Annotated in this window: 19 protein-coding genes and 1 pseudogene; 8 read left to right on the plus strand and 12 right to left on the minus strand. The window is 53.7% G+C overall.

Translation table 11 applies throughout. The annotated features are described in order from the left end of the window. The first annotated feature begins 19 nt into the window (after positions 1–19). On the plus strand, positions 20–427 hold the full coding sequence (gene gloA / locus FHW58_RS21730; RefSeq protein ID WP_179675272.1) for a lactoylglutathione lyase: 408 nt from the start codon (positions 20–22) through the stop codon (positions 425–427). Here gloA and FHW58_RS21735 read toward each other — a convergent pair whose 3' ends face one another. From FHW58_RS21735 to FHW58_RS21760, 6 genes are all read right to left on the minus strand, one after another. Further along, entirely contained in the window at positions 428–1,324 is an 897-nt protein-coding gene (locus tag FHW58_RS21735; RefSeq protein WP_179675273.1) for an SDR family oxidoreductase, read from the minus strand. Positions 1,325–1,337: 13 nt separating this feature from the next. Continuing rightward, on the minus strand, positions 1,338–2,072 hold the full coding sequence (locus tag FHW58_RS21740) for an SDR family oxidoreductase (protein WP_179675274.1): 735 nt from the start codon (positions 2,070–2,072) through the stop codon (positions 1,338–1,340). A gap of 144 nt (positions 2,073–2,216) precedes the next feature. Further along, entirely contained in the window at positions 2,217–3,548 is a 1,332-nt protein-coding gene (locus tag FHW58_RS21745) for a TolC family outer membrane protein (RefSeq protein ID WP_179675275.1), read from the minus strand. Positions 3,549–3,647: 99 nt separating this feature from the next. Next, positions 3,648–3,971, minus strand: coding sequence for a rhodanese-like domain-containing protein (locus tag FHW58_RS21750; protein WP_179675276.1), 324 nt, complete (start codon positions 3,969–3,971; stop codon positions 3,648–3,650). Positions 3,972–3,983: 12 nt separating this feature from the next. Next, positions 3,984–4,637: a protein-L-isoaspartate O-methyltransferase gene (locus FHW58_RS21755; RefSeq protein ID WP_179675277.1), complete on the minus strand. Its 654-nt coding sequence runs from the start codon at positions 4,635–4,637 to the stop codon at positions 3,984–3,986. Positions 4,638–4,805: 168 nt separating this feature from the next. Continuing rightward, positions 4,806–5,450, minus strand: a complete 645-nt coding sequence (locus FHW58_RS21760; RefSeq protein WP_179675278.1) for a TetR/AcrR family transcriptional regulator — start codon at positions 5,448–5,450, stop codon at positions 4,806–4,808. Positions 5,451–5,760: 310 nt separating this feature from the next. On the opposite strand from FHW58_RS21760, the gene FHW58_RS21765 reads away from it, so the two are divergent. The 4 genes from FHW58_RS21765 (at position 5,761) to FHW58_RS21780 (ending at position 8,652) form a co-directional block, all read left to right on the plus strand. Then, entirely contained in the window at positions 5,761–6,189 is a 429-nt protein-coding gene (locus FHW58_RS21765) for a helix-turn-helix transcriptional regulator (protein WP_179675279.1), read from the plus strand. A 94-nt stretch (positions 6,190–6,283) separates the two neighbouring features. Further along, positions 6,284–6,724, plus strand: a complete 441-nt coding sequence (locus tag FHW58_RS21770; protein WP_179675280.1) for a hypothetical protein — start codon at positions 6,284–6,286, stop codon at positions 6,722–6,724. Next, a complete protein-coding gene (locus FHW58_RS21775; protein WP_179675281.1) occupies positions 6,648–7,196 on the plus strand; it encodes a hypothetical protein in 549 nt (182 codons plus the stop codon). The genes FHW58_RS21770 and FHW58_RS21775 overlap by 77 nt, the downstream gene beginning before the upstream one ends. Before the next feature lies 1 nt (position 7,197). After that, positions 7,198–8,652 (plus strand): hypothetical protein, encoded by a 1,455-nt coding sequence (locus FHW58_RS21780; protein ID WP_179675282.1) that lies wholly within the window; start codon positions 7,198–7,200, stop codon positions 8,650–8,652. A gap of 5 nt (positions 8,653–8,657) precedes the next feature. Here the strand turns inward: FHW58_RS21780 and FHW58_RS21785 are convergent. The 3 genes and pseudogenes from FHW58_RS21785 to FHW58_RS21795 all read right to left on the minus strand — a co-directional run. Then, positions 8,658–8,984, minus strand: a pseudogene (locus FHW58_RS21785) (helix-turn-helix domain-containing protein); the annotation flags it as partial. 424 nt (positions 8,985–9,408) lie between these two features. Continuing rightward, positions 9,409–11,613 (minus strand): sensor histidine kinase KdpD, encoded by a 2,205-nt coding sequence (locus tag FHW58_RS21790; RefSeq protein WP_179675283.1) that lies wholly within the window; start codon positions 11,611–11,613, stop codon positions 9,409–9,411. Further along, positions 11,558–12,268 carry a response regulator transcription factor gene (locus FHW58_RS21795; protein ID WP_179675284.1) on the minus strand — a complete coding sequence of 237 codons (711 nt, stop codon included), beginning with the start codon at positions 12,266–12,268 and terminating at the stop codon, positions 11,558–11,560. Before FHW58_RS21795 ends, FHW58_RS21790 begins: the two co-directional genes overlap by 56 nt. 776 nt (positions 12,269–13,044) lie before the next feature. On the opposite strand from FHW58_RS21795, the gene FHW58_RS21800 reads away from it, so the two are divergent. From FHW58_RS21800 to FHW58_RS21810, 3 genes are all read left to right on the plus strand, one after another. Beyond that, positions 13,045–14,217 (plus strand): metallohydrolase, encoded by a 1,173-nt coding sequence (locus tag FHW58_RS21800; protein ID WP_179675285.1) that lies wholly within the window; start codon positions 13,045–13,047, stop codon positions 14,215–14,217. Then, a complete protein-coding gene (locus tag FHW58_RS21805) occupies positions 14,214–16,421 on the plus strand; it encodes a ThiF family adenylyltransferase (RefSeq protein ID WP_179675286.1) in 2,208 nt (735 codons plus the stop codon). The genes FHW58_RS21800 and FHW58_RS21805 overlap by 4 nt, the downstream gene beginning before the upstream one ends. 71 nt (positions 16,422–16,492) lie before the next feature. Continuing rightward, entirely contained in the window at positions 16,493–17,311 is an 819-nt protein-coding gene (locus tag FHW58_RS21810) for a hypothetical protein (RefSeq protein WP_179675287.1), read from the plus strand. Between the two features lie 319 nt (positions 17,312–17,630). On the opposite strand, the gene FHW58_RS21815 is transcribed toward FHW58_RS21810, so the two are convergent. Genes FHW58_RS21815 through FHW58_RS21825 form a run of 3 tightly spaced genes read right to left on the minus strand, consistent with a single transcriptional unit; the run spans position 17,631 to position 21,003 of the window. After that, on the minus strand, positions 17,631–19,505 hold the full coding sequence (locus FHW58_RS21815; protein ID WP_179675288.1) for a hypothetical protein: 1,875 nt from the start codon (positions 19,503–19,505) through the stop codon (positions 17,631–17,633). Beyond that, positions 19,502–20,014, minus strand: coding sequence for an ABC-three component system middle component 2 (locus tag FHW58_RS21820; protein ID WP_179675289.1), 513 nt, complete (start codon positions 20,012–20,014; stop codon positions 19,502–19,504). The genes FHW58_RS21815 and FHW58_RS21820 overlap by 4 nt, the downstream gene beginning before the upstream one ends. Continuing rightward, complete coding sequence (locus FHW58_RS21825; RefSeq protein WP_218892844.1) at positions 20,002–21,003, minus strand: ABC-three component system protein; 1,002 nt, start codon at positions 21,001–21,003, stop codon at positions 20,002–20,004. The genes FHW58_RS21820 and FHW58_RS21825 overlap by 13 nt, the downstream gene beginning before the upstream one ends. Positions 21,004–21,306: the final 303 nt, after the last annotated feature.

A 21,306-nucleotide genomic window follows, 5' to 3' on the forward strand; every position in this document is an offset into this window, starting at 1 on the left:
ACACAACAAGGATTTCAGCATGCGCATTCTGCATACCATGCTGCGGGTCGGCGACCTGCAGCGTTCCATCGATTTCTACACCAAGGTACTGGGCATGAAGCTGCTGCGCACCAGCGACAACCCCGAGTACAAATACACGCTGGCCTTCCTCGGCTACGGCGCCAACCCGGACCACGCCGAGCTGGAACTGACCTACAACTACGGCACCACCAGCTACGACATGGGCAACGCCTACGGCCACATCGCGATTTCGACCGAGGATATTTACGCTGCTGCCGCCGCGGTCAAGGCCAACGGCGGCACTGTCACCCGCGAACCGGGCCCGGTCAAAGGCGGCACCACGGTGATCGCCTTCGTGACCGACCCGGACGGCTACAAGATCGAGCTGATCGAACGCAGCTTCGACGGCGCCGGCAGCGGCCTGTAATTACCCCAGGCTGGGCTTGAGCAGGTCGGCGATGCCGATGCGCTCGGCAAACTCCACCCGCACCCGCTCGGCCACCTCGGTCACCGCCGTGGCGCCGTCATCGACGAAGTCGGTGATCGAGCGGAACGGCCGGGTGCCGTGCGGCAGGCCGACGATGCGGGCGATGTCGGCCGCCACCGCCGCTGGATCGGCTTCCGGCGGCATCAGCGCGCTCAGCCGTGCCCCCACCTGATCCATCAAGCCCGCGTAACGCGCATCGTAAGCGGCGCTGACGACAGCGTCGGCCGGATGGCCGGCGTTGGCGAAGTGGTCGGTGCCCGCCGTGAACGCGCCCGGCACCACGATCGAGGTTTCGATGTTGAAGCGCGCCAGCTCGTAGGCCATGGTCACCGCGATCGAATCCATGGCCGCCTTGGCCGCCGCGTACGGGCCCAGGAACGGCGGGAAGCCGCCGCGCGCGGTAGTGCTGCTGACCCACAGCACCAGCCCCTGCTGCTGGCGCCGCATCACCGGCAGCACCGCCTTGTTGACCCGCTGGGTGCCGAGGAAGTTGGTGTCGAACACCTTGCTGATTTCCTCCGGCGTAAAGGCCTCGGTCGGGCCGATCACCAGGTGGCCGGCGTTGTGCACCACGACGTCCAGCCGGCCGCGCTCGGTGACGATGGTGTCCACCGCCGCGTTGGCCGAGGCCTGCGACAGCACATCCAGCTCCACCGCCCGCACATCGGCGCCGTTGGCGAAAGCCCAGTCGCGCAGCTCGCGCACCTTGGCGGCGTTGCGGCCGTGGATGTCGCGCATCGAGGCGTACACCGTGTGGCCGGCCAGCGCCAGCGCCTTGACCGACAGGTGGCCGATACCGGTGCCCGCACCGGTGACGAGAACAATCGATTTGCTCATGATGGCCTCCTCCTTACACCATGCCGCCGTTGGCGCGCAGCGTCTGGCCATTGATCCAGCCGCCGTCCGGGCCGGCCAGGAAGGACACAGCGTTGGCGATATCCTCCGGCGTGCCGAGGCGTTCCAGCGGCGCCATCTTGGCCAGACGTTCGACCACTTCCGGCGTTTTACCGTCCAGGAACAGCGCGGTGGCGGTCGGGCCGGGGGCGACCGCGTTGACGGTGATGTTCTTGCCGCGCAGCTCCTTGGCCAGGATGGTGGTCATGCCCTCGATGCCGGCCTTGGTGGCCACATAGGCCGAGTAGCCCGGCAACAGCGTGCCGACCAGGCTGGACGAGAAGTTGATGATGCGGCCGCCCTGCTGCAGGCGGGTGCTGGCCTCGCGCATGGCGTTGAAGCTGCCCTTAAGGTTGACGGCCACCAGGCGGTCGAAGGTGTCGTCGTCGGTGGCGGACAGGTGCGGCAGTTGCGGCGGCATGATGCCGGCGTTGTTGACCAGCACGTCCACGCGGCCCAGTTGGGCGATGGTCTGGTCGAACAGCTTGCGCACGTCGGCCGACTGGGCCACGTCGGCCTGGATGGCGATGGCGGTGCCGCCGTCGGCGGTGATGGCGGCCACCACTTTATCGGCCTCGGCCACGTTGCCGGCATAGTTGATGACGACGGCGAAGCCGTCCTTGGCCAGACGTTGGGCGACTGCCGCGCCGATGCCGCGCGATGCGCCGGTGATGATAGCGACTTGTTTCATGGTCTTGCTCCTTCGTTGTTTGGTTGCGATGGATGTAGTATCCGCCTCCAAACGAATGGAATAAATCCATGAAACCTGCGATGACTATGCAATTTTCGCTAATAATACAGGCGAAAAAAATGCCGGCGCTGGGCCGGCATCAGCTTAGTGCTGCAGCAGCGCGTTGATCGGCGCCAGGTCTTCCTCGCGCAGCGAGCCAGCGGCCGCTTTCAGGCGCAGGCCGTTCATGATGGTGTCGTAGCGTGCTTTCGACAGGTCCTTCTGGGTCGAGTACAGCAGCTTCTGCGCGTTCAGCACGTCGATGTTGATACGCACGCCGACCTGGTAGCCCAGCTTGTTTGAATCCAGCGACGACTTGCTCGACACCTCTGCCGCCTCCAGCGCCTTGACCTGGGCCAGGCCGCTGGTCATGCCGAGGAAGGCCTGGCGCGCGGTCTGCGAGGCCTGACGCTTGGTGGCCTCCAGGTCGTTGCGGGCCTTGTCTTCCAGCGCAATGTTCTCGCGCACCTTGCTGGTCACGGCAAAGCCGTTGAATAGCGGGATGCTCCAGCTGACGCCGACCGCCGTGTTGTTGCCGGTGTTGCCGCCCTGGCCCGCGCCAGTGTTGTACTGGTGGGTCTTGTTGGCAACAAAGTTGACGGTCGGCATATGGCCGGCGCGGCTGCGCGAGATTTCGCGCTTGGCAATTTCCAGGTTCAGGCCAGCGGCGACCACCGAGAAGTTCTGGCTCTCGGCCGAGCTGATCCAGGGATCAACCGTGGCCGGCGACGGCGGCTCGATGGTCACGCCGGTGCGCAGCGGCGCCAGCTCGCCGGCGGCCTTGCCGACGATGACCTGCAGCGCGGTGCGCTTGTTGTCCAGGTCGTTGATGGCGGCGAACTCCTGCGCCACCACCAGGTCATACGCGGCCTGGGCTTCGTGGGTGTCGGTGATGGTCTGGGTGCCGACCTCGAAGTTGCGCTTGGCCGAGGCCAGCTGCTCGGTGGTGGCCACTTTCTGCGCCTGGGTGGCGGTCAGGTTGTCCTGCGCGGTCAGCACGTCGAAATAGGCTTGCGCCACACGCAGGATCAGATCCTGCTGGGCCTGCGAGAAGGTGGCTTCCGAGGTCGCCTGTACCAGCTTGCTCTGCTGGTAGGTCTGCCAGGCGTTCCAGTCGTACAGCGGCTGCGCCAGCGACACCGTGTAGGCGTTCGAATGGTATTTGGTGCGCGCGTCGGTGACGATGCCGAAGACCGTGTCCGGGCCGGAATTGTAGCTGTCGTTGCGCAGATTGCTGCCGTTGGCCGACAGCGTCGGCAACAGGCCCGCACGCCCCTGGGTGATGCGTTCCTGCCCGGCGGCCAGCGAGGAGCGGGCACTGGCGTAAGTCGCGTCATTGGCCAGTGCTTGCTGGTACACCTGGATCAGGTCGGCCGCCTGTGCGTTGAGCGTCAGGAAAGCGCTGGCGATCAGCACGGCGATAAGGGGTCTCTGCATTGCAATCTCCGTTGGAGTCATCAAAAAGTTGAACAAATCAAAAACACACTGCTACCTTGGCGCCCTGCTGGCGGCGCTGCCGTCGACAGCGCCGGCCGCTCAGTACTTGGCCATCGTGCTATCGACTTGCAGCGCCCAGGCGTGGATGCCGCCGGTCAGGTTGATCACCTTGCCGAAGCCGTTCCGCTCCAGGAAGGCGGCCACCTGCATACTGCGCGCGCCGTGATGACAGATGCAGACGATCGCCGCATCCTCATCCAGGTCGTCTATGCGCGCCGGGATGGTATTCATGGGCATTTGCACCGAGCCGTCGATGCGGCAGGTTTCAAATTCCCAGTTTTCGCGCACGTCCAGCAACATCGGGCTGGGCCGTGCTTCGTCTGCCAGCCAGTCGGCCAGTTCCAGCGCGGTAATCTGCTGCATGGCGGCCCCGGCTCAGAACTGGAACTTCGACGGCGCCACCGCCTGCTCCAACGCCTTGACGTTGGTTTCGAACAGGGTGCGCGTGTCGTAGCCGGCCTCGCCGGTGCGGGTGATCAGCTGCGCCTTCATCGCCGGCGCGGTGCCGATGATGACGGCCAGGCGGCCACCAACTTTCAATTGTTGCAACAACGCTTCCGGCAGCACCGGCAGCGAGCCGCCCACCACGATCACATCGAACGGCGCGCCGCTGGTCCAGCCCTGGGCGCCATTGCCCAGTTCGACGGTGGCGTTGGTGACGCCGTTGGCGGCCAGGTTCTGGTCGGCCAGCGCCTTCAGCTCCGGCGAGATTTCCACCGACGTCACCTGGCGCGCCTTGTGCGCCAGCAGCGCCGTCAGGTAGCCCGAACCGGTGCCGATTTCCAGCACGGTCTCATGCTTTTTCAGCGCCAGGTCCTGCAGCAGGCGGGCCTCGATCTTCGGCGCCAGCATCGCCTCGCCGCCCGGCAGCGGGATCTCGATGTCGGCGAACGCCAGCGCCTTGTGCGCGGCCGGCACGAAATTCTCGCGTTTGACTACGTGCAGCAGCTCCAGGACTTCCGGGTCCAGAACGTCCCACGGACGGATTTGCTGTTCGATCATGTTGAAGCGGGCTTGTTCGATATTCATCTGTTGACTCATGTCGGGATTAAATAATCCGTCATTTTATCGTTGAACTGGCAACGAGGCACATATTAACGATTAGACGGCGGGATCGCGGGAAATTGCGACAGTCTGCACTTTCAAGGGGATGAACCTGCGAAAATGGCAAGCTGGACGGGAAAACAGCCGGGCGCGTCACGGGGCGTCGGCCTTCAAACCGGCCACCGTGGTGGCGATAAAGGTGTCCATGAAGGCCTGCGGCGGAATCTGCGGCATGTCGCAGGTGGGCATGTAGGAGTGGGTCCACATCATCAGCATCAGCACCGGGGCGATCAGCACCTGGGTCATGACCACCGGGTCGACCGGGCGGAACTCGCCGCGTTCAATGCCGCGCACCAGCACCTGGGTGATCAGGCCGCTGCCGCGGGCCACCACCTCGTCGTTGTAAAACTGCGCCAACTCGGGGAAGTTGTTGCCCTCGGCCAGCATCAGCTTGGTGATGCCGCCCAGCGGCGTGGCCCAGATCTCGGTCCACCAGCGCATCAGCAAGGTGCCCAGCAGCTCGCCGCTGGGGCCGTCGAAGGCGGCCGCGTCCTGCTCGGCCGCGCCGATGGTGGCGACGATGTTGTCGCGCACCACCGCCTTGAACAGCTCTTCCTTGTTGGCGAAATACAGATACAGCGTGCCCTTGGACACGCCGGCGTGGCGCGCCACGTCCTCCAGGCGGGTGGCGGCATAGCCGCGTTCGACAAACTGGTCCAGCGCCGCCGCCAGCAACTCCTGCGGCCGCGCATCCTTGCGCCGCTCCCAGCGTGGCTTGGTATCTTGAGGGGCTTGCATGGGCGTAGTGAGCGTAACTTACTTATAAGTCATTAATATAAGCGCAAGAGGATGTCTAGTCAAGCAAGCCCGGCCACTGACGCGCGGGAATATGAGCTTGAACAGGGAATAAGAACTTGAACCCGGAATAAAAACTTGAACGAACAATGCGTCGACTAAATCACATAAAAGCAACACCAAATTCACACTAAGTGGCAATTATCAAACTTTTGTGTTGACTATAGTCAGAATTACAAAAAAATATCTTACAACCCCTTTTGCCGCGTTTTTATACTCCGCAGAAGGTTCTATTTAAGGCAGCAAATTGCTTATGAGCCCGTTCTCAATTTTGATGAAGGAATTACGTACATGGTGTGGCCTGACGCAAGTCGAGTTCGCATTAAAACTTAGTGTCGAGCAGAGTTACGTATCGGCCGTAGAGGTCGGCAAAAAAGGCCCTCCGAGTGCGGATTTCATCGCAAAACTAATTGAGGCCTTCGATTTGGACAGCAGATGGGAGCGTCGCCTAGAAGAAGCTCTGGATTTGTCTCAACGAAGAATGGAACTTCCTAAAGGCACCTCAACTGAGACCTACAGGATTTTTAACGGATTGAGGAAACAGATCAACGATCTTCATCCGGCACAAATTGAATTAATTGAGTACGCATTAAAGCTGCCTGATGTTATCAAAATGCACGAAAGTCAGTTGCGAGTGACTCGTGCAGCCTTAGGCAATGTTGAGAAAGATCTGGGGCAATAGCGGTCGCGGCTGATTCATAGAACATTCAGGCCGCGCAGTTCCCAGTTTCTTCTTGAGAAACCAGGTCACTCATCGCGGTCCCGCAGGATGTTTTATGAATACGGTCACACGGCGTCAGGAATTGATATTTGAAAAAATCTGCGAGCGCATCCTCGCAGGAGATGGATCTGGACATCGCACGTTTTATCGGCCCTGGTTACAGCTCCATAGAAAAAACACGTCTAAAGTATCCAACCAGGTACAAGGATGGGTCGTACCGCTCGGGCGGACAGCAACCTATATGTCGCGGGGAGAGTATCGCACCGCACTGCTAATGCTCTGGCTTGGTGTTGCTGATCTGCGAGAGCAGTATCCTATTTGGCCGACCGCACACCCCCATCCCTTACAAGGTGCAGAGTTCGCGCCGCCGAATCTCGGCCGGGTTAGAGGCCTTCTTGAAATCGCGGAAGAAGCCGGCATTGAGCACGGTCAAGAAGTCGGCACAAACATCCCATATATCGCAACAATCGATTTTAGCTGCGACAGTTGTTGTTGACGGCACAGCTCGTCTATTCCTCTTCGCCCTAAAACCGTTCGCAACGGAGGACCACAAGGTTCCCTGGAGGACAGCTGAGCGTCTCGAACTTGAGAGGCGCTATTCAATGGAGATAGCTGCGCCTTACGATTTAATTTACAGCGGCATCGTCCCTGACACTCTCGCGGCAAATCTAGATCAGTGGGTAGTACATTCGGACTTGAACGAGCATCAGCATTTACTAGCCAGCGTGCGTCGCTTCATTGACGAGATGAACGGACATCGCAATGTATCAATTAGGGATGCTGTCTCACATGCAGCTGAGGTATGCCGAATCAACATTGGCGAAGCCTGGGTGCTCTACAGCCACTGCGCCTGGCACCAGTATATCGACATCGATCCGCGCGTCGAACCACTGCACTCGTACCCAGCACCAGCCGGCGGGCAGAACTTTAGGCAGCAGCTTCGCGAAAAATTCTTTGGATGGGTATGACATGGACAACGTTGATCTTCAAGCTGGCGCAATCTACGCCTGCTTAAAGGACCATTTACCTTTACCTAATACTTTCCGTTTGTTGGACATTCAGGTAAGCCTGAACGGCGCCACAGTCATTGGAATACCAGAAGTGCATAGTCGTGGCGAAGGCAAACAGAAGTACTACTACGCTGGAGGCTTCCAGCGCATACAGCTATCAGAGTTACGTGAATGGCTAATGCAGGGCTTGATAAAGCCATCCAATCTTCAACTCCCTCCATTTTGGATGATGAGTGACGAGCAGTTGACCGTACGATTCTCACGCACAAAGAACTCGGAGGATCGACCCAAAGCTTTGAAGACTCGCGATTTCAAATGGTCACTTATCGAACCAATCGTCCCACCTCCTTTGGGAACAGGAGCGATACCGCCCAACCTAAGCTATCTCGATAGCTTGGTCACCGAACGCGCCAAAGCCGCCGGCGTCAGCCCAGGCCAGGTGTTCGACGCGCTCCATCGTTTCTACGCTTTTCACTGTCTAACCAATAGCTTGCTGCCGAACCGATTAGGTCGTTGTGGCAATCCAGGCAAAAAGCGCGTAGGAAAAAACTCAAAGCTTGGCCGCAAAAATACTGCAGCCAAACTGGGAGACGATGAGCAGCGAGGACTTATGCTAACTCACGACGACATCCAAAATATTGAAGACGCCTTTCAACTTATTGGCCCAGGAACCACCTCCAAAGATGCGTACGATCTCATGGGAAGAATGTTCTACAAAAGCGGCAATGAGTATAAGAATGGGGTTGTCATGCCCCAGCTTCTACCTAAGCATTTGCGTCCTACCTACGACGAGTTCATGTATAGAGGTACGCAGTCCGTCGCCGATGGCGGCGCCACCAGACGAATAATGGGCGAAGGTAAATGGCTGAGAGACTTTCGCCCCCTCTCTGGCACCGCTACCGACGGCGTCGCGGCAATTGGACAGACAGGTTCAGTTGACGCTTCCCCAATCGATGTACACACCGTTTCAATCACAAATCCATGTCAGCCAATTGGCGTTGGACGTGCAGTATTCGTTCGAGACGTCTACTCTGGACTATTAGTTGGCTGGTCGCTATCGATCAATAACCCCAAAGCGGAAGACGCGAAGCTTGCGATATTACGCGCAGCGGAAAGCAAGAAGAACCAGCTGAAAAAGTACGGCTTGAACTTTCCGGAAAGTGACTTTCCCTCGATCTTCTTTTCCAGATACCACTCTGACAACGGCGAACTGCGATGCAAGGACGCGATGTTTTCCATTGGAGATGAGTTGAAACGAAGTATCGAATACGTCCCGTCCAGGAGAGCCGATTTGAATAGCCCATCCGAGACAGGGCATCAGTTGCGCCATAAGACGTTAGACCAGAAGCTCCCCGGCGCGACTTTTGGTCGGCAGCGTGTTCGTTTGCTCGATGAATTGACCCACTCAGTTTGACCCGCCTTCCACTGCCTGGCGAACGCCGCCACGCGGTCATACGACCCTTCATATCCCAGCTCTTGCAGCTCTGCATGGAGTTGCTTCAAATTACGGCGCTGCTTACGCGGCTTGCTCGCCTCGCTCTTCAGCCATCCCGATAATTGCAGAGAATATTTGTCCAGTCCGCTCGCGATATGGCGTTCGGCGTAGCTGGGCTCAGTGATCTCCGAACGCAGGTAGCGCCGGACAGTATTGCGAGAGATGCCCAGTCTCCTGGCGATCTCGCGTAGAGGAATCTGGTCACGTATGTGCCAGCGTCGAATGATGCCTAGTAAAGCCACGTTGATCACTCCGTTCTCCTGCCGATAAGACAGGTCGAATTGTGCTCTTCACGTGGGTCAGATTCAGTTGCAAATTACTGGGGAAAGTGGGTCACTTTTCGATGCAAATCAACAAGCAAGGGCTAGCCAATATTTCTCAAGGCGAGCTTTCTTCTTGAGCGCGGAGATTCCATTCAGCCCAATGCGGAAATCCAAATATTTCCCAACCTTTTGAGCCGAAGCTCCGAGCACGATTACGACTCCCAGCCACTTTAAAATTTCATTCAAGAATTCACCGTTAATAGTTATACAGACCTACGCGCATACTGCTCTTTTTCCCACGCAATTTAGCGACATAGATGAACGTCATCGAGAGAAGATCCGTAGCACTGCAAGGGTTGCTCATGAAGGTCATGGTGTTCGAATAGTAGCGTTTCCATGTCGAGACTAAAAATCAATCCTGTTTTGACATCAAATACAGTATAAAGGCCACTCCATTTGTTCTATTTTCAGCCCGAATTGAGCCTTTCATCCCTACCATCTGTGCTCGAGCGGCAAAAAGCCCTTGCCCCAAATTTCCATTTTCAGTTTTGGACGATACTCCCAACATGAAAATTGCTTCTTCTTTACCATCTTCAATTTTGGGACCGTCATTACATATTTCTATTTGTACAGCACTTAAAGTCTTTTTTAATGAGATTGTGATTTCTGTCCCGGCAGTCCGCAAACGGTAAGCGTTCGACAAGATATGGTCAAATACCGTATCTAATGCTATCGGATCAAAATACGCAATTACTCCAGAGTCCTGACCATCAAAGATAACTCCTTCAGCAGCAGTATTCTTAGCAAAAGCTGAGACATAGTTCGCCACATCTTGATAGTTGCTGACCATCATGGACGCCTGCAAGCCAGACTCTACAGAAGTAGCCAGATCCAAGGCATATACCGCACGCATCATCCGTTGTACATGGCGGTTTGCAGCCACATTATCCTTATGAATTTGGATAGACAAAGACTGGAGCGGAGACTTAATTTCATGCCCGATAGCATCTAAGATAGCTTTTCGATTGCGAACATGCTCCTGCTCCACTCTATTCCTTTCGATTTGCTCGTTTCTTTCTCTTTGAATTCTTCTTTGCAATCTTTCAGACCGAGAATGGCTGCGTGATATCAACAGATAGATAACCCGGCTAAGCATGCTAATTTCGTTGTTACCTTCGGCAGGTTTAAACAACTGAACATCAACGGTTTTCCATGAGGCAAACAAATATGATATTTTTGATACGCGCCGCAGATAAAATAAGGAATATGTCCAATATGAAATGGCAACAATTATAAGACCAAGTGCAACAGTCAAATATAGGAAGGATCGGGTCGCAACGTCCGGCAGTAAAACTCCGCTTTGACGGAGAGTTGCTAGCATATTGGTGCTTTTCCCAAGATTCTGAGATGCATTAGCCTCCTGGCTTTTATATCCAAACCAAGATACGATCAACTTCGCCCAGTTGTCCGAAGCTATTTGAAAACCGCTGGGCTTTCTGACTTCTTCTGGAATAGAGTCAGATCGCCATACTTCATTGTTATTTTCACCATTTTGAATACTGAGAGTGAGAAGTGCTTTAGAAGGGACGTTGGCGATATACAATTTTTCCAGTGACATTAGGGCAACTCCAGATCTGTCATACGGAATATCATACAAAAGACTAGCCTTTCTCTGAACTGAGTCTTTGACATATATTCCTACCGCCCCTCGTACATTTTGCAATTCGCTGCCGGCACCGGAAGCAACTGAATCTAATAGCAAGCTTGAATCGATACGGACGAGTAAAGTTACATACGTTCTTTCTTGCCCAGAGCCAGTGCGAATTGCATGCTCAAATGCTTGCCCACTGACTGCGCGAGTCGGTCGCCTAGGATCATCTCCAAAATACCCCGTTACTTCATGCAGGCCCACAAATCTCTGCGGTTGCGATGGATAGCGGTCTAAAGCTAAGGTCGCCGGCTCATAAACAAGTTGCAATCGTACTTTTTTCTTTGAATTTTTTAAATTAAGTTCAACATGATCTGCATTAAAAAAATCAGTTCCCTGTGAATGTCGGGTGATTCTATTAGTCGGGTATCGGAGGCTAAAATATAAGTAGGGCCCAGCTAAGTCATCAGAAAGATAACCCAAACAAATTCTAGCTGTGTCCTCAGTCTCACCTTTTATTGATGGAGGAAATGAAAAATCAAGTGAGCACGCCGCTGGCGCCGCCCATTGTAAATTTCTGGCGTCAAATGACTTCGCATTGTCGCGTTTAAGAAAATATTTAAAAAAGGGAGTAACTACTGGTACCGCTCGCAAGCTACGTTGGGACGAGGCGTAAATGTCAGGGAATGCAGCAATCGCAGCACTCTCATCATCTCTTAGTGCCAAAGCAAATTGAGATAGTTCACTCCGTAAAGCAGCTGAATGAACTTCTGCATCTTTAGATTTTGCAGTGCTAACAAAGTCAACTATTGCAACAAGAATGATCGTTGGCAACAATATTGCGATTAATAAGAATACTATCGTAAAACTTCGACGCTGAAGAACACGCCATAGTTTAGACTGATGCTTTGTATTATTGCTTCGTTTTCCAAACATATCCAACGCCAGGCTCTGGTTGAATGCGATCAAAGTCTTGATCAATCTCAACAAATTTTTTACGAATTTCACTCATATGTGTCGCGATAGCTGTTGTAGCATTCGACGTGCCTAGTTGCTTGGCTAAGACAATTTTCGTAATCGGCACGCCTGGATTCTCAACTAAGCATGCAATTAGTCTGAGATGAGTCAGTGTCAATCCTTTTACCACTTGCCCCTTCCATCTTAAAGTATGGCGGACATAAGGGTCTTTAGTTAGATGCTCTGGTAATAATCCGTCCTCACCCGGCTTAACGATACTCTCATCCTCTCGCATTTGGGAGGTTCGTAGCGCATGCTCGAATTTATTAACAAAACTAAGATCAGGGATAGGTTTCCCAATGAAGTCGTACGCTTGGAAAGAAAGTGCTACCTCATGTAAGTTGGGCTGAGGGACGCCTGAGACCACCAATGTGATGGTTTTTTTTCCATTTAATAAATTCAGCAATTCAAAGCCGGCATATTTTTCTTTTGGCCCGGGACCGAGATCAACATCAACAATGACAACATCAAGTCTATGATTTTCGATGATCTGGATAGCATCTTCCCGATTAAATGCCTGAAGAATTTCTACGGGATATTTGGATATAAGATCGCGAAGGTGATCGTTAGTAGACTGATCATCCTCAATGATGGCAACTTTGGGCATGGTTTTCTCCTCTTTGACACAATTACACACTTGTCATAAGGAATCAACTGTACAGACATTCGGATTTCCGAATGTGACAGAGAGCACGTTCAGGTTTGCTGACCACCATCAAGAAAAGCGAATTTTGATGTGGATTCGCAGAGGTCATCATGATTTCGATAGGGAAATCCGAACCCAACGATCAAGCACTGCTTATCCGGTTTGGCGCAAAATTCTAGTGTCCCTGCAATGCCTGTGCAGGAAGTTCGATACCGGCCATCAAAAGGGACAAAGGGGGGGAAAGCCTTTCCCGCTTCCCCCCCTTAGGAAAAGACGGCCAAACAAAAGCCTCTGGCGCGTCTCTTAGATCTTGTGTAGAGAAGGACGATTATAGATTTAGTTTCGTCGGGTAGCAAGAATAAGTTCTTGATCGGGGCAACTTTGATTGAGGAGTCCTTGCTATGCACTGTACTTATCCGAAATCGGTCAGCGTATGCGCCTATGTTCGCTTCCGTATGGGGAAGCTTGAAGTAGTCGCGGCACACTGCCGCTCTGCACCACTGAAGTAATTTAGACCTAGCGCGGCCAAGGCCGCGCTTTCAATAATCAGAATATTTATGAGAGTTGACCATCCCCTGACTCTTTGAGCAACAGAGCCGCCCTTGAAAATCCTTGTGTCGGCTAGATATGCGCACTGAGTTACATTTGCTTACAAATGACGTTGGCATGGGCAAATGTCGGGGGTGGATCTTCGCGAGCCATCTAACTTTCATCTCCTCCAGAAAGCATAAGACAGCATGAAGCCAGAAATCACCTTTTTCCCCGTAGGCAATGGGGACATGACGCTCATTAAACTTGAGAGTGAGCGCACCATCCTGATCGATACGAACATCCGGGTGCCGTCGGACAAAATCCGCGATGTTGCTGAAGACCTGCGCAAGTCCTTAAAAACGGACAACAAGGGACGCCCGTATGTTGACGTGATGGTACTGAGCCACCCAGACCAAGACCACTGCCGTGGATTTGAAGAGCATTTCCATACAGGGCCATTGGAGAACTATTCAGACAAAGCGAATCCCAAAAAGATTGTGATTCGCGAAATGTGGTCGTCGCCACTAGTGTTCCGCCGTGCTAAAAAGAAAACGCACACCTTGAGTGACGACGCAAAAGCATGGAACTGCGAGGCGAAACGTCGGGTCGCTTTGTTCCGCCAGGTGGGCACCATCGGTAGCGATGGCGATCGCATCGTCATCATGGGCGAGGACTGCGACGGTAAAACCGACGATATCATGGAGATTGTGGTTAAAGCCGGCGAAACAGTGTTTAAAATCTGCGGCAGCATCGAACCGAATTTCAGTGCTTTGCTGTTGGCGCCGATGAAGGGCACAGATGATGAGGAAGAAGAAGTTCTGACCAAGAACAATTCCAGCATCATCATGAACTACTCCATCGGTGCCGGCACCAATCCGACTGCGGTCCGCTACATCGATGCCGGCGACGCTGAGGTGGCGATCTGGGAAAAGCTGTGGGATCGGCACGAGAAGAACGTGTCGGCACTACAGTACAACCTGTTGAACACGCCGCATCATTGCTCGTGGCACTCGCTGTCCTGGGATAGCTGGTCTGCTAAGAAGGTAGAGGCGAAAGTAAGTGACCGGGCGCGCAAAGCGCTCGGCCAGGCACTGCCCGGTGCAGTAATCGTCGCGAGCTCTGACGAGATCAAGGACGATGATAATGATCCGCCTTGCTACCGTGCGAAGCAGGAGTACGAGGAAATTGTCGCTGAGGTCAAAGGCGAGTTCTGGAATACAGGTGCATACCAAACCCCAGACAAGCAGGAGCCGTTGAAGTTCGAAGTGTCGGTCGGCGGAATGAAACGCGTCAAGTTTGCCGTCGCGGCAGCAGCCGCATTGTCGGCCAATAGTGGGCTCGGTGCGACGCCTCTGTATCACGGCGGGGAAGCGTCTTGACTATCAATGTACTCATACAGGATGCGATCGAGATACTAAAACGGCATCCTAAGGTCAGCAACGTCCACGCCCTTCCTGCTACATCGGTCGGGGACGTTGTCGTCTGCGCGGATATCGATACGAATCTGGCATCGACATGGAAGGCTCAGGGGAGCACTCCAAGCGGAGTTCGGCCTGTTGAAACAGTCGAAATTCTGTTTCCATCAAACTACCCGCAAAGCGCTCCAGTCGCGACACTACGCGCTGATTTTGATGCGAGCCTGCCGCATATCAATCCTCACAAGACAGGAGAGCGAGTTCCGCCTTGCATCTACCAAGGATACCTGCTAGATGCTCTGCATAGCGATGGGTTTGGCCGACTGGTGGTGCAACTGGTGGACTGGCTCGAAAAGGCTGGTGAAGGCATGCTCATCAATCCAGCGCAAGGGTGGGAGCCTGCCCGCCGAATGGGAGGTGAGCATATCATCGATTTCGATATTGAAGAAATCGAGAAAAACCGTCCGCGTCCGGGAGGATTGCAACTGCTGCGTATGCCCCAAGTGTGGTGGAACAAGGGAACCCGCTCTTATGCACGAGACCCAAAGCCTCACACGGCAAATCCATTTACGGGACGCCACCTGCGCGAGCTAATTGAGTCCGGAGAGGGCACGTTAGCGATGTGTTGGCCCGCAACTGATTTGGACGGCTTAAGAGAACCGTATGCACGCTTCCAGCCCGACACAGTGACGAACTTTGCTGAAATGGTCGAGCGCGCGGAAGCTTATGGCTGCAAAGGTGCCATTGATCGCTTCAAAAGGGTACTCAACGAAGCTGCTGAGCACTTACCTTTTTCTTGCGTTTATCCAATCTACATCGGCTTGGCGGTAAAGCGCCCATATCACCTGATTGGTATGACAACCAACTACGAAATATTGCTCTACAGGCTCCAGATATCGATCCCTCAAGGTATCCTTAGTGAGAGCCAAGCTGTGGCTGTTCCCATACTTTCGCCTGTTTCCACATCGCTGCTGCGCCGCACCTCTGGAATCTCAAATGACGTTACTGGTCTGCGATCTACAGTCCTTGGTTGCGGTAGCTTAGGCTCGAAGGTGGCATTACATATCACACGCGCAGGTTTCGCGCCGGAGTTGCTAATCGATCGGGGATATTTCAGCTCCCACAACTCGGCGCGACACACTTTGACGCCGAATGACATGTTTTTCCCAGGATCAAAGTCGGAAAAAATCGCCGAACTGGTCAAGGAATTCAATCCAGCGAAGGCTCCCAGAACGTTTAACGGCCCGATACAGGCGTTACCGCTCGATTCACGATCTGGTTTAGATATCGTCCTCGATCCCGAAGCCATCGTGGTCAACACTACCGCCTCGAATCCGGTTCGGCAGTTCCTTTCTGGCTCAGCGTTTCGTTCACGAACAGTTGAAGCGTGCCTAGCAGAACTAGGCAACGTCGGCATCATGACACTGGAGGGCCCAGGCAGGAATCCATCGACTTCGGACCTCATGGCACTCACCTATGAAAAACTACGTGAACTCGGTCGCCTACACGCATTTAAGCAAGATGCCAGCAATACGCTACAGGTAGGCGTTGGCTGCAACTCCGTCACGCTTCCGATGCCGGACACGCGTATCTCACTCATCGCGGCGAGTGTGGGCCAAGCTTTGCTAGGAATGCACACTGCTGGCCTGCCAGATTGCGGGAAGATTTCTCTGGGCATTATCGACGGGGATGGCATGTCCGTGCAATGGAGCCATAGCAGCATTGGCGCCACGCAGATCATCAACCCCGATCAAGCAGATGGATGGAATATTCGAATTCTGGCCCCTGCGCATCTGAAAATCATAGAGGACGTCCAGCGCTTTCCCACAGTGGAGACAGGCGGCATCATCGTAGGTCGCGTGTCGCCGGCCGGGCGTGAAATTCTCATCACGGACGTGCTTCCAGCACCACGCGACAGTGTAAGAAGCCCTGCTCAATTCGTACTCGGAACCGATGGCAGAGACTCAATGGTGAACGCATTTGCGGAGTCCGCTGGCGGTATCTTGGTGTGCCTGGGAACCTGGCATAGCCATCTGGAAGATGTTGGTCCTTCGCAGATGGACCGGGAGACGGCTGACGCACTGTTGATGCAAATGCAGCGCTTAACCGTATTGTTGATCCATCGCCCGAATGGATACAGCGCAGTCGTCAGAACGGTTACAGCCTGAACGTTTTTTGCTAATGTTTTTTGCCGACGTGAGCTCCGCTCAGCTTAAACCGATAATTCAACGGAGAATTTATGATTTGGTCTTCTGTTCTGTCGAAGCTGTTTGATCCATATGACTTGAAAGCGCGAGTATTTCCTGGTCTTTTGTTATTGATTCCAGCCATTGTTTTCATCGCGTTGATTCTTGGCCGTAAAGATCCATTAATAGTCACACTCAGCTCGGTGCTGGCGACTTGTGGCGGCCCTTATTTAATCGCCAGCGTTGTCAGAACTTGGGGGCAGCGGGCACAAGATCGTCTGAACAAAAGGTGGGGTGGTCAACCATCCACGATAATCCTGCGGCATAGCGATTCCCGGATGGCGACGCCGACAAAGTTACAGTACCACCAATTAATTCAGCAGAAGCTGTCGATTAACGTCCCTACTGCTGCGGACGAGGCCTATGATTCTGAAAGTGCTGATCAAGCGTACACTGCAGCTGCGAATGCGTTACGACCGTTGGTGAATGCTGACAAGAAGAGGTACCCTTTCGTTTTCAAAGAGCTCGTCGCGTATGGCTTCAATCGGAACGCATATGGTTCTCGATGGGTCGGGGTTTTCATTTGTGCTGCTGCAATCCTCGCTACTCTTGTACATGGGGCCGTTCTAAAGCTCACCAGTCCATATGGCGATTTTGCAGCCTTGGCAGCACAGGATGCTGCCCATGTGCTAACGCTAGTTGTCGCAGGTGTCTTTATGCTGGTGTGGTTACTTCACTTTACAGATAAGACGGTTGAGCAGGCCGGCTACACCTATGCCCTTCGGCTGTGGGAGGCATTGCTCACAGTCAAGAAACCGCCGCCCAAATCTTACAAAGCGACCTCCCCGAACGCAGCCAGCGGAACGATTTAGTATAGTTGCAGTAGCGGAAGGCCTCTACTGCATGCGCTGTCTTTGAAGTGCCTCATAAAGCGATTGCGAAAACTAAACCTCAAAACTGTCTAGCGAACCAAGCGAGTTACGAAGGTATTTTGAACGGCTCATGGCGCTTCCCCCATAGACTATCGACTAATTACCGTGCATAGCTGACTAAATCCTAATCACCACCGAGCTGGACTGCCAAGCGCTCCAGCTGACGATGCTTAGATAGTGCGTGCAGACGACGACTACCGCGCTTGCGCACCAACGGGCCTTCTCGATTTTTTGTCACTGCCTTAGCACAAGCGTTCTGCTACACGTCAGCGCCGGGCTTTCCGAGCAATCCGAAGCGGCCGCTGCCGTCAACTCCGGTAAAGGTTTCGATGCGTGCCAAGTCTCGAATAGCTGCCGGCGGATCAGTATTTTCAATAACAATGAACTGTACTTGATTTTGAAGGCTCGCCAAATGCTTATAAAAGTTTTCGGCAACGCTCGTAGTTTTGAGCTGTGCCTCGTCCAAAGAAAGCTCGCCGTGACGCGATGACATAGGCTCCCGATAAGTAAGAAGGGGCGTATCGAGGACGACAAAGCCCGGATGCGGCAGGCTGTTCTCAATACAATAAACGATGACTGCTACGTTGAAGGCAGCATGGAGAATTGCGCGAACCCCCTTACCATTCGCAGCACGACTCTTACCTCCGATGGTAATGTCATATGTCCGTTCGTCGAACTGAACCTTGTCGGCATTGGGGAACTGCCAAGCTGTCAAAACAGCCTTTACCGTTTCGCCAAATTTGAACGTTGTGGTTGAGTCTGGGCCAGGAGGCGAAGCTTTTTCCTCGCTCCTGGTTGGTTCATTCTCAATTTCGGCTCGACGGGTGACCAGTTTCGCGCGGCGCTGGTAGAGGTCAAGGACCTTGCTGATTTCGGTTCGCTTTGCTGTGTACATCTCGTAAGTCGACCGGAGCGAGGCTTCCAAAGGGCGTGTCTCTTGGATAGACTTGTCCAGAATTTCGATGTCAGTCTTTTGTTGATCAAGCGTCTGTCCAAGACCACCTGCCTCAGCCTGAAGCGAAGTGATCGTCTGCGTCAACTCCAACTGTTCTCGCTCAATCTTGCGTGCCTCAGCCGTCGCCGCTTTGTGTGCCATCGAGATTTCTTCGGCTGCATAGTTGTGCGTTTGAGCTTCAGAGGATGCACCGCATACAGGGCAATCCATATCGGCCATCGCCAAAAGAACAAAACCACCTTCCTCGATTGACTGCAGACGCTGCAAGTCCGAGCTATAGACTGCTTGTAGCTTCGCGAATCGCTGCAGAGTCAGGTCCAGTTCATTTTCTCGGTTGCGCAGTTCACGATGATGATCAGTAGCGCTGCGCCGCTCGACAACTAGAGTGTCCAACTTCTTCTGAGCATCCTGCAAATGCGTGGACAGATCATCAGTACTTTTATTCAGCAGCGCTAGCTGTTTCTCGGCCTCTTGCTCGTCGGGGCAATCTTCCCCGAGCTCGATATCAAGCTGAGCGATTAGTTCGTTTACCAACTCAATCTTGGCTGTCTTCGCCACCTTTCTTTCGGCGACCTTGGGTACCGTCACAGCGGCAGAACCATCAATCCCAGTAATCAGAAATTTAAATAAGTTCTGTTCGAACGTGCGCTCTGCTGGTGTACCTGAAGCAAAGACAGGACTCTTCTCTGCAATGATATCTTCTTCAGAAACAACGGCATATGGCGACAAGCGGAAGATGGACAAATTATCTTTTTTCCCGTTGGAGTCGCGCACGATTTGTTTACCCGAAAATCCCATCACATCGAGCAGCATTTGTGAGACAGAATCTGTCCGCCGGGTATCATGCTGTTGACGCAAAACAGTACCTTCGGTTGGTTTCGCGTTCTTAATGAGGCCTTCAAAGAGCTTGAAATGGCCGCCTTCGGTAGCGCGGTAGAGCGTGACATTGCGACCATTGGCCAGGGTCAGGCCCAACCAGGCAGCGTCGTATGCAAGAATCTCTTCGGTCTGCGGCAAGCTCTTAGACACGCCAAGCATGAAGAGAATCGCTTTCGAAGTGAAAGACTTACCGGTATTCGACGCGCCATAGATAATGTTTAGTCCGTTGTCGAACTCCAGCTCCGCAGGTTTTACGTTGGGACCGGTAAAGCTAAGGTGGCGAAGTCGGATGCCAGTCATTTCGATAATCCTATTGGTGTCTCAACGGAGTGGAACTCCGCGGTCCATCGCCCAATTCTATTTTCAATTAACCCCCGCATCTCTGCAGCTGTGCGATCAACAAAGTGGTTTGCCATCCATTTGGCGCGTTGCTTCAGGGCGAGCGAATATGGCGTCTGCAATAAGTCTAGATAGCTCGGTGCCTCTTCACTCGCGCAGTATTCAATTCCTCTTTCACACTCGAACACTTCGATGAGGTGCATTTGCTGCATTATGCGCATGCTTTGTTCTACTAATTGGCGGCGAACGAGTAGCTCGCCAGCGCTGTTAGGAAGATCTGGATGGAGGCTATCGGGCACATCCTGACCATCAAGGTCTCCGGTGTGGACCACTAGGTGATCAAACCACGTCATTTCGGTTAAATCGCAACGACGGGGATAAAACGCTTCTAGTACAACCAGAGCTCGGATGCCGGTCTCGAGCTTACTGTTGAAGGGAGGAATGCCGCGTGTTACTTCTATTGATGCCATGGCAGACGTCCTTCGTTTGCAAATTGATGGCAGGTTCCCTGCTTAACCTGCGGACCCGCATGCTTGCCAAGAACACCGGAAGGTTGAAGGACGGCGGCCTGCTTCATTACTTGGCTAAGCTTTGCAAAACCGTTCGCGTGCTCATCGCCATGAATCTCAACGACTCCATGGTAGATCTCGTCCTTAAAGGTATTCAAATATTCCTCCGGCGTGGAATCTCTGTAGAAGCGATCGAACGCCATCGAGTCGAAGAAGCGTGTCCGTTGGTCACGCAAGTGTGTCCCGAACTGTACGCTTGCCAACGCGGCTGCGGCATCGGGGTAATTACCAGGCCCCTTTTCTGAATAAAGCTGGAGTAGTTGACCGATGTATGCCGATTCGTTCGCCTGAATCTCTGTAGGTACCACCCCTCGCGGCGAGGGGCCTGGATCTTCATCGAACCACTTTACAAGAACTGGCTTACAGGCAGCGTCGTTTGCAAGCCGTGTAGAGTCAAGCCAATGGATCTGATTGAAATCAAAGGCTTTGATTTTGGCTTCGATAGCAGGACTCAATGAAATAGTCTGCTTGTCCACCAGTCGCCCAGCGATGTCGGCATTCCATCGATCAAGGAAGGCCTGCCTGAAGCGTTCTGGATGGGCGATGTATTGCTGCACGGCGCGAGCGACGCCGACTGGCGCGACGAAGAAGTAGGCACGAGGTAAAGCGAACGCCCCGTCTGCCGAGTGCATAAAAATCTTACCAAGCTCGATGAAAGCAGCGCTTTCGGACAAATTTTTGTTGAGTTGCTTGCACTGAAAATTGTCCCATGGGCCTTCCATGCGCATTTCCGTGACATAGCCTGTAACGTCGCGTCCCATGTCCCCCGTCCCGCGCCAAAGCTCGTGACTACTGTAGTCCTTATAACGCTGCTCCAACCAGTCGTTAACAAAGTCCTCCAGCCGGTCAGCGGGAAGCGCGCGAATCAAAATGGCGTGGTTAATGCGCAAATATTTCTCCGGGTTACAGATTTACGATCAGGATGATGTGGCATTATTACAATCATACTAACAATCACGTTTATCATGGGAAAAGTTTTATCCGGGTAGGCTGATCCGGCTGCGCTTGTCGTTTCAGAGGGCTTTTGACAATTCCGTCATCTTGACTAGGCCGTACTTATAGGTGGCAAGGTGATTGGTATAGGGTTTGGGGCTGACCAGACCGTCCGCTGTGGCCGGAAAATATAGAACTGGGGGAAAAAAATTGCAGCTATCGGACTTGGACATCACTAATTCCGCAGCGACGGATATGTC

The sequence above is a fragment of the Duganella sp. 1224 genome, assembly GCF_013408245.1.
Taxonomy (GTDB): domain Bacteria; phylum Pseudomonadota; class Gammaproteobacteria; order Burkholderiales; family Burkholderiaceae_D; genus Rugamonas.

What these genes read in the sequence shown, in the direction of transcription:
- gloA (WP_179675272.1), top strand. Translation starts at nt 20, where the DNA reads ATGCGCATTCTGCATACCATGCTGCGGGTCGGCGACCTGCAGCGTTCC.
- FHW58_RS21735 (WP_179675273.1), bottom strand. Translation starts at nt 1,324, where the DNA reads ATGAGCAAATCGATTGTTCTCGTCACCGGTGCGGGCACCGGTATCGGC.
- FHW58_RS21740 (WP_179675274.1), bottom strand. Translation starts at nt 2,072, where the DNA reads ATGAAACAAGTCGCTATCATCACCGGCGCATCGCGCGGCATCGGCGCG.
- FHW58_RS21745 (WP_179675275.1), bottom strand. Translation starts at nt 3,548, where the DNA reads ATGCAGAGACCCCTTATCGCCGTGCTGATCGCCAGCGCTTTCCTGACG.
- FHW58_RS21750 (WP_179675276.1), bottom strand. Translation starts at nt 3,971, where the DNA reads ATGCAGCAGATTACCGCGCTGGAACTGGCCGACTGGCTGGCAGACGAA.
- FHW58_RS21755 (WP_179675277.1), bottom strand. Translation starts at nt 4,637, where the DNA reads ATGAATATCGAACAAGCCCGCTTCAACATGATCGAACAGCAAATCCGT.
- FHW58_RS21760 (WP_179675278.1), bottom strand. Translation starts at nt 5,450, where the DNA reads ATGCAAGCCCCTCAAGATACCAAGCCACGCTGGGAGCGGCGCAAGGAT.
- FHW58_RS21765 (WP_179675279.1), top strand. Translation starts at nt 5,761, where the DNA reads ATGAGCCCGTTCTCAATTTTGATGAAGGAATTACGTACATGGTGTGGC.
- FHW58_RS21770 (WP_179675280.1), top strand. Translation starts at nt 6,284, where the DNA reads ATGAATACGGTCACACGGCGTCAGGAATTGATATTTGAAAAAATCTGC.
- FHW58_RS21780 (WP_179675282.1), top strand. Translation starts at nt 7,198, where the DNA reads ATGGACAACGTTGATCTTCAAGCTGGCGCAATCTACGCCTGCTTAAAG.
- FHW58_RS21795 (WP_179675284.1), bottom strand. Translation starts at nt 12,268, where the DNA reads ATGCCCAAAGTTGCCATCATTGAGGATGATCAGTCTACTAACGATCAC.
- FHW58_RS21800 (WP_179675285.1), top strand. Translation starts at nt 13,045, where the DNA reads ATGAAGCCAGAAATCACCTTTTTCCCCGTAGGCAATGGGGACATGACG.
- FHW58_RS21810 (WP_179675287.1), top strand. Translation starts at nt 16,493, where the DNA reads ATGATTTGGTCTTCTGTTCTGTCGAAGCTGTTTGATCCATATGACTTG.
- FHW58_RS21815 (WP_179675288.1), bottom strand. Translation starts at nt 19,505, where the DNA reads ATGACTGGCATCCGACTTCGCCACCTTAGCTTTACCGGTCCCAACGTA.
- FHW58_RS21820 (WP_179675289.1), bottom strand. Translation starts at nt 20,014, where the DNA reads ATGGCATCAATAGAAGTAACACGCGGCATTCCTCCCTTCAACAGTAAG.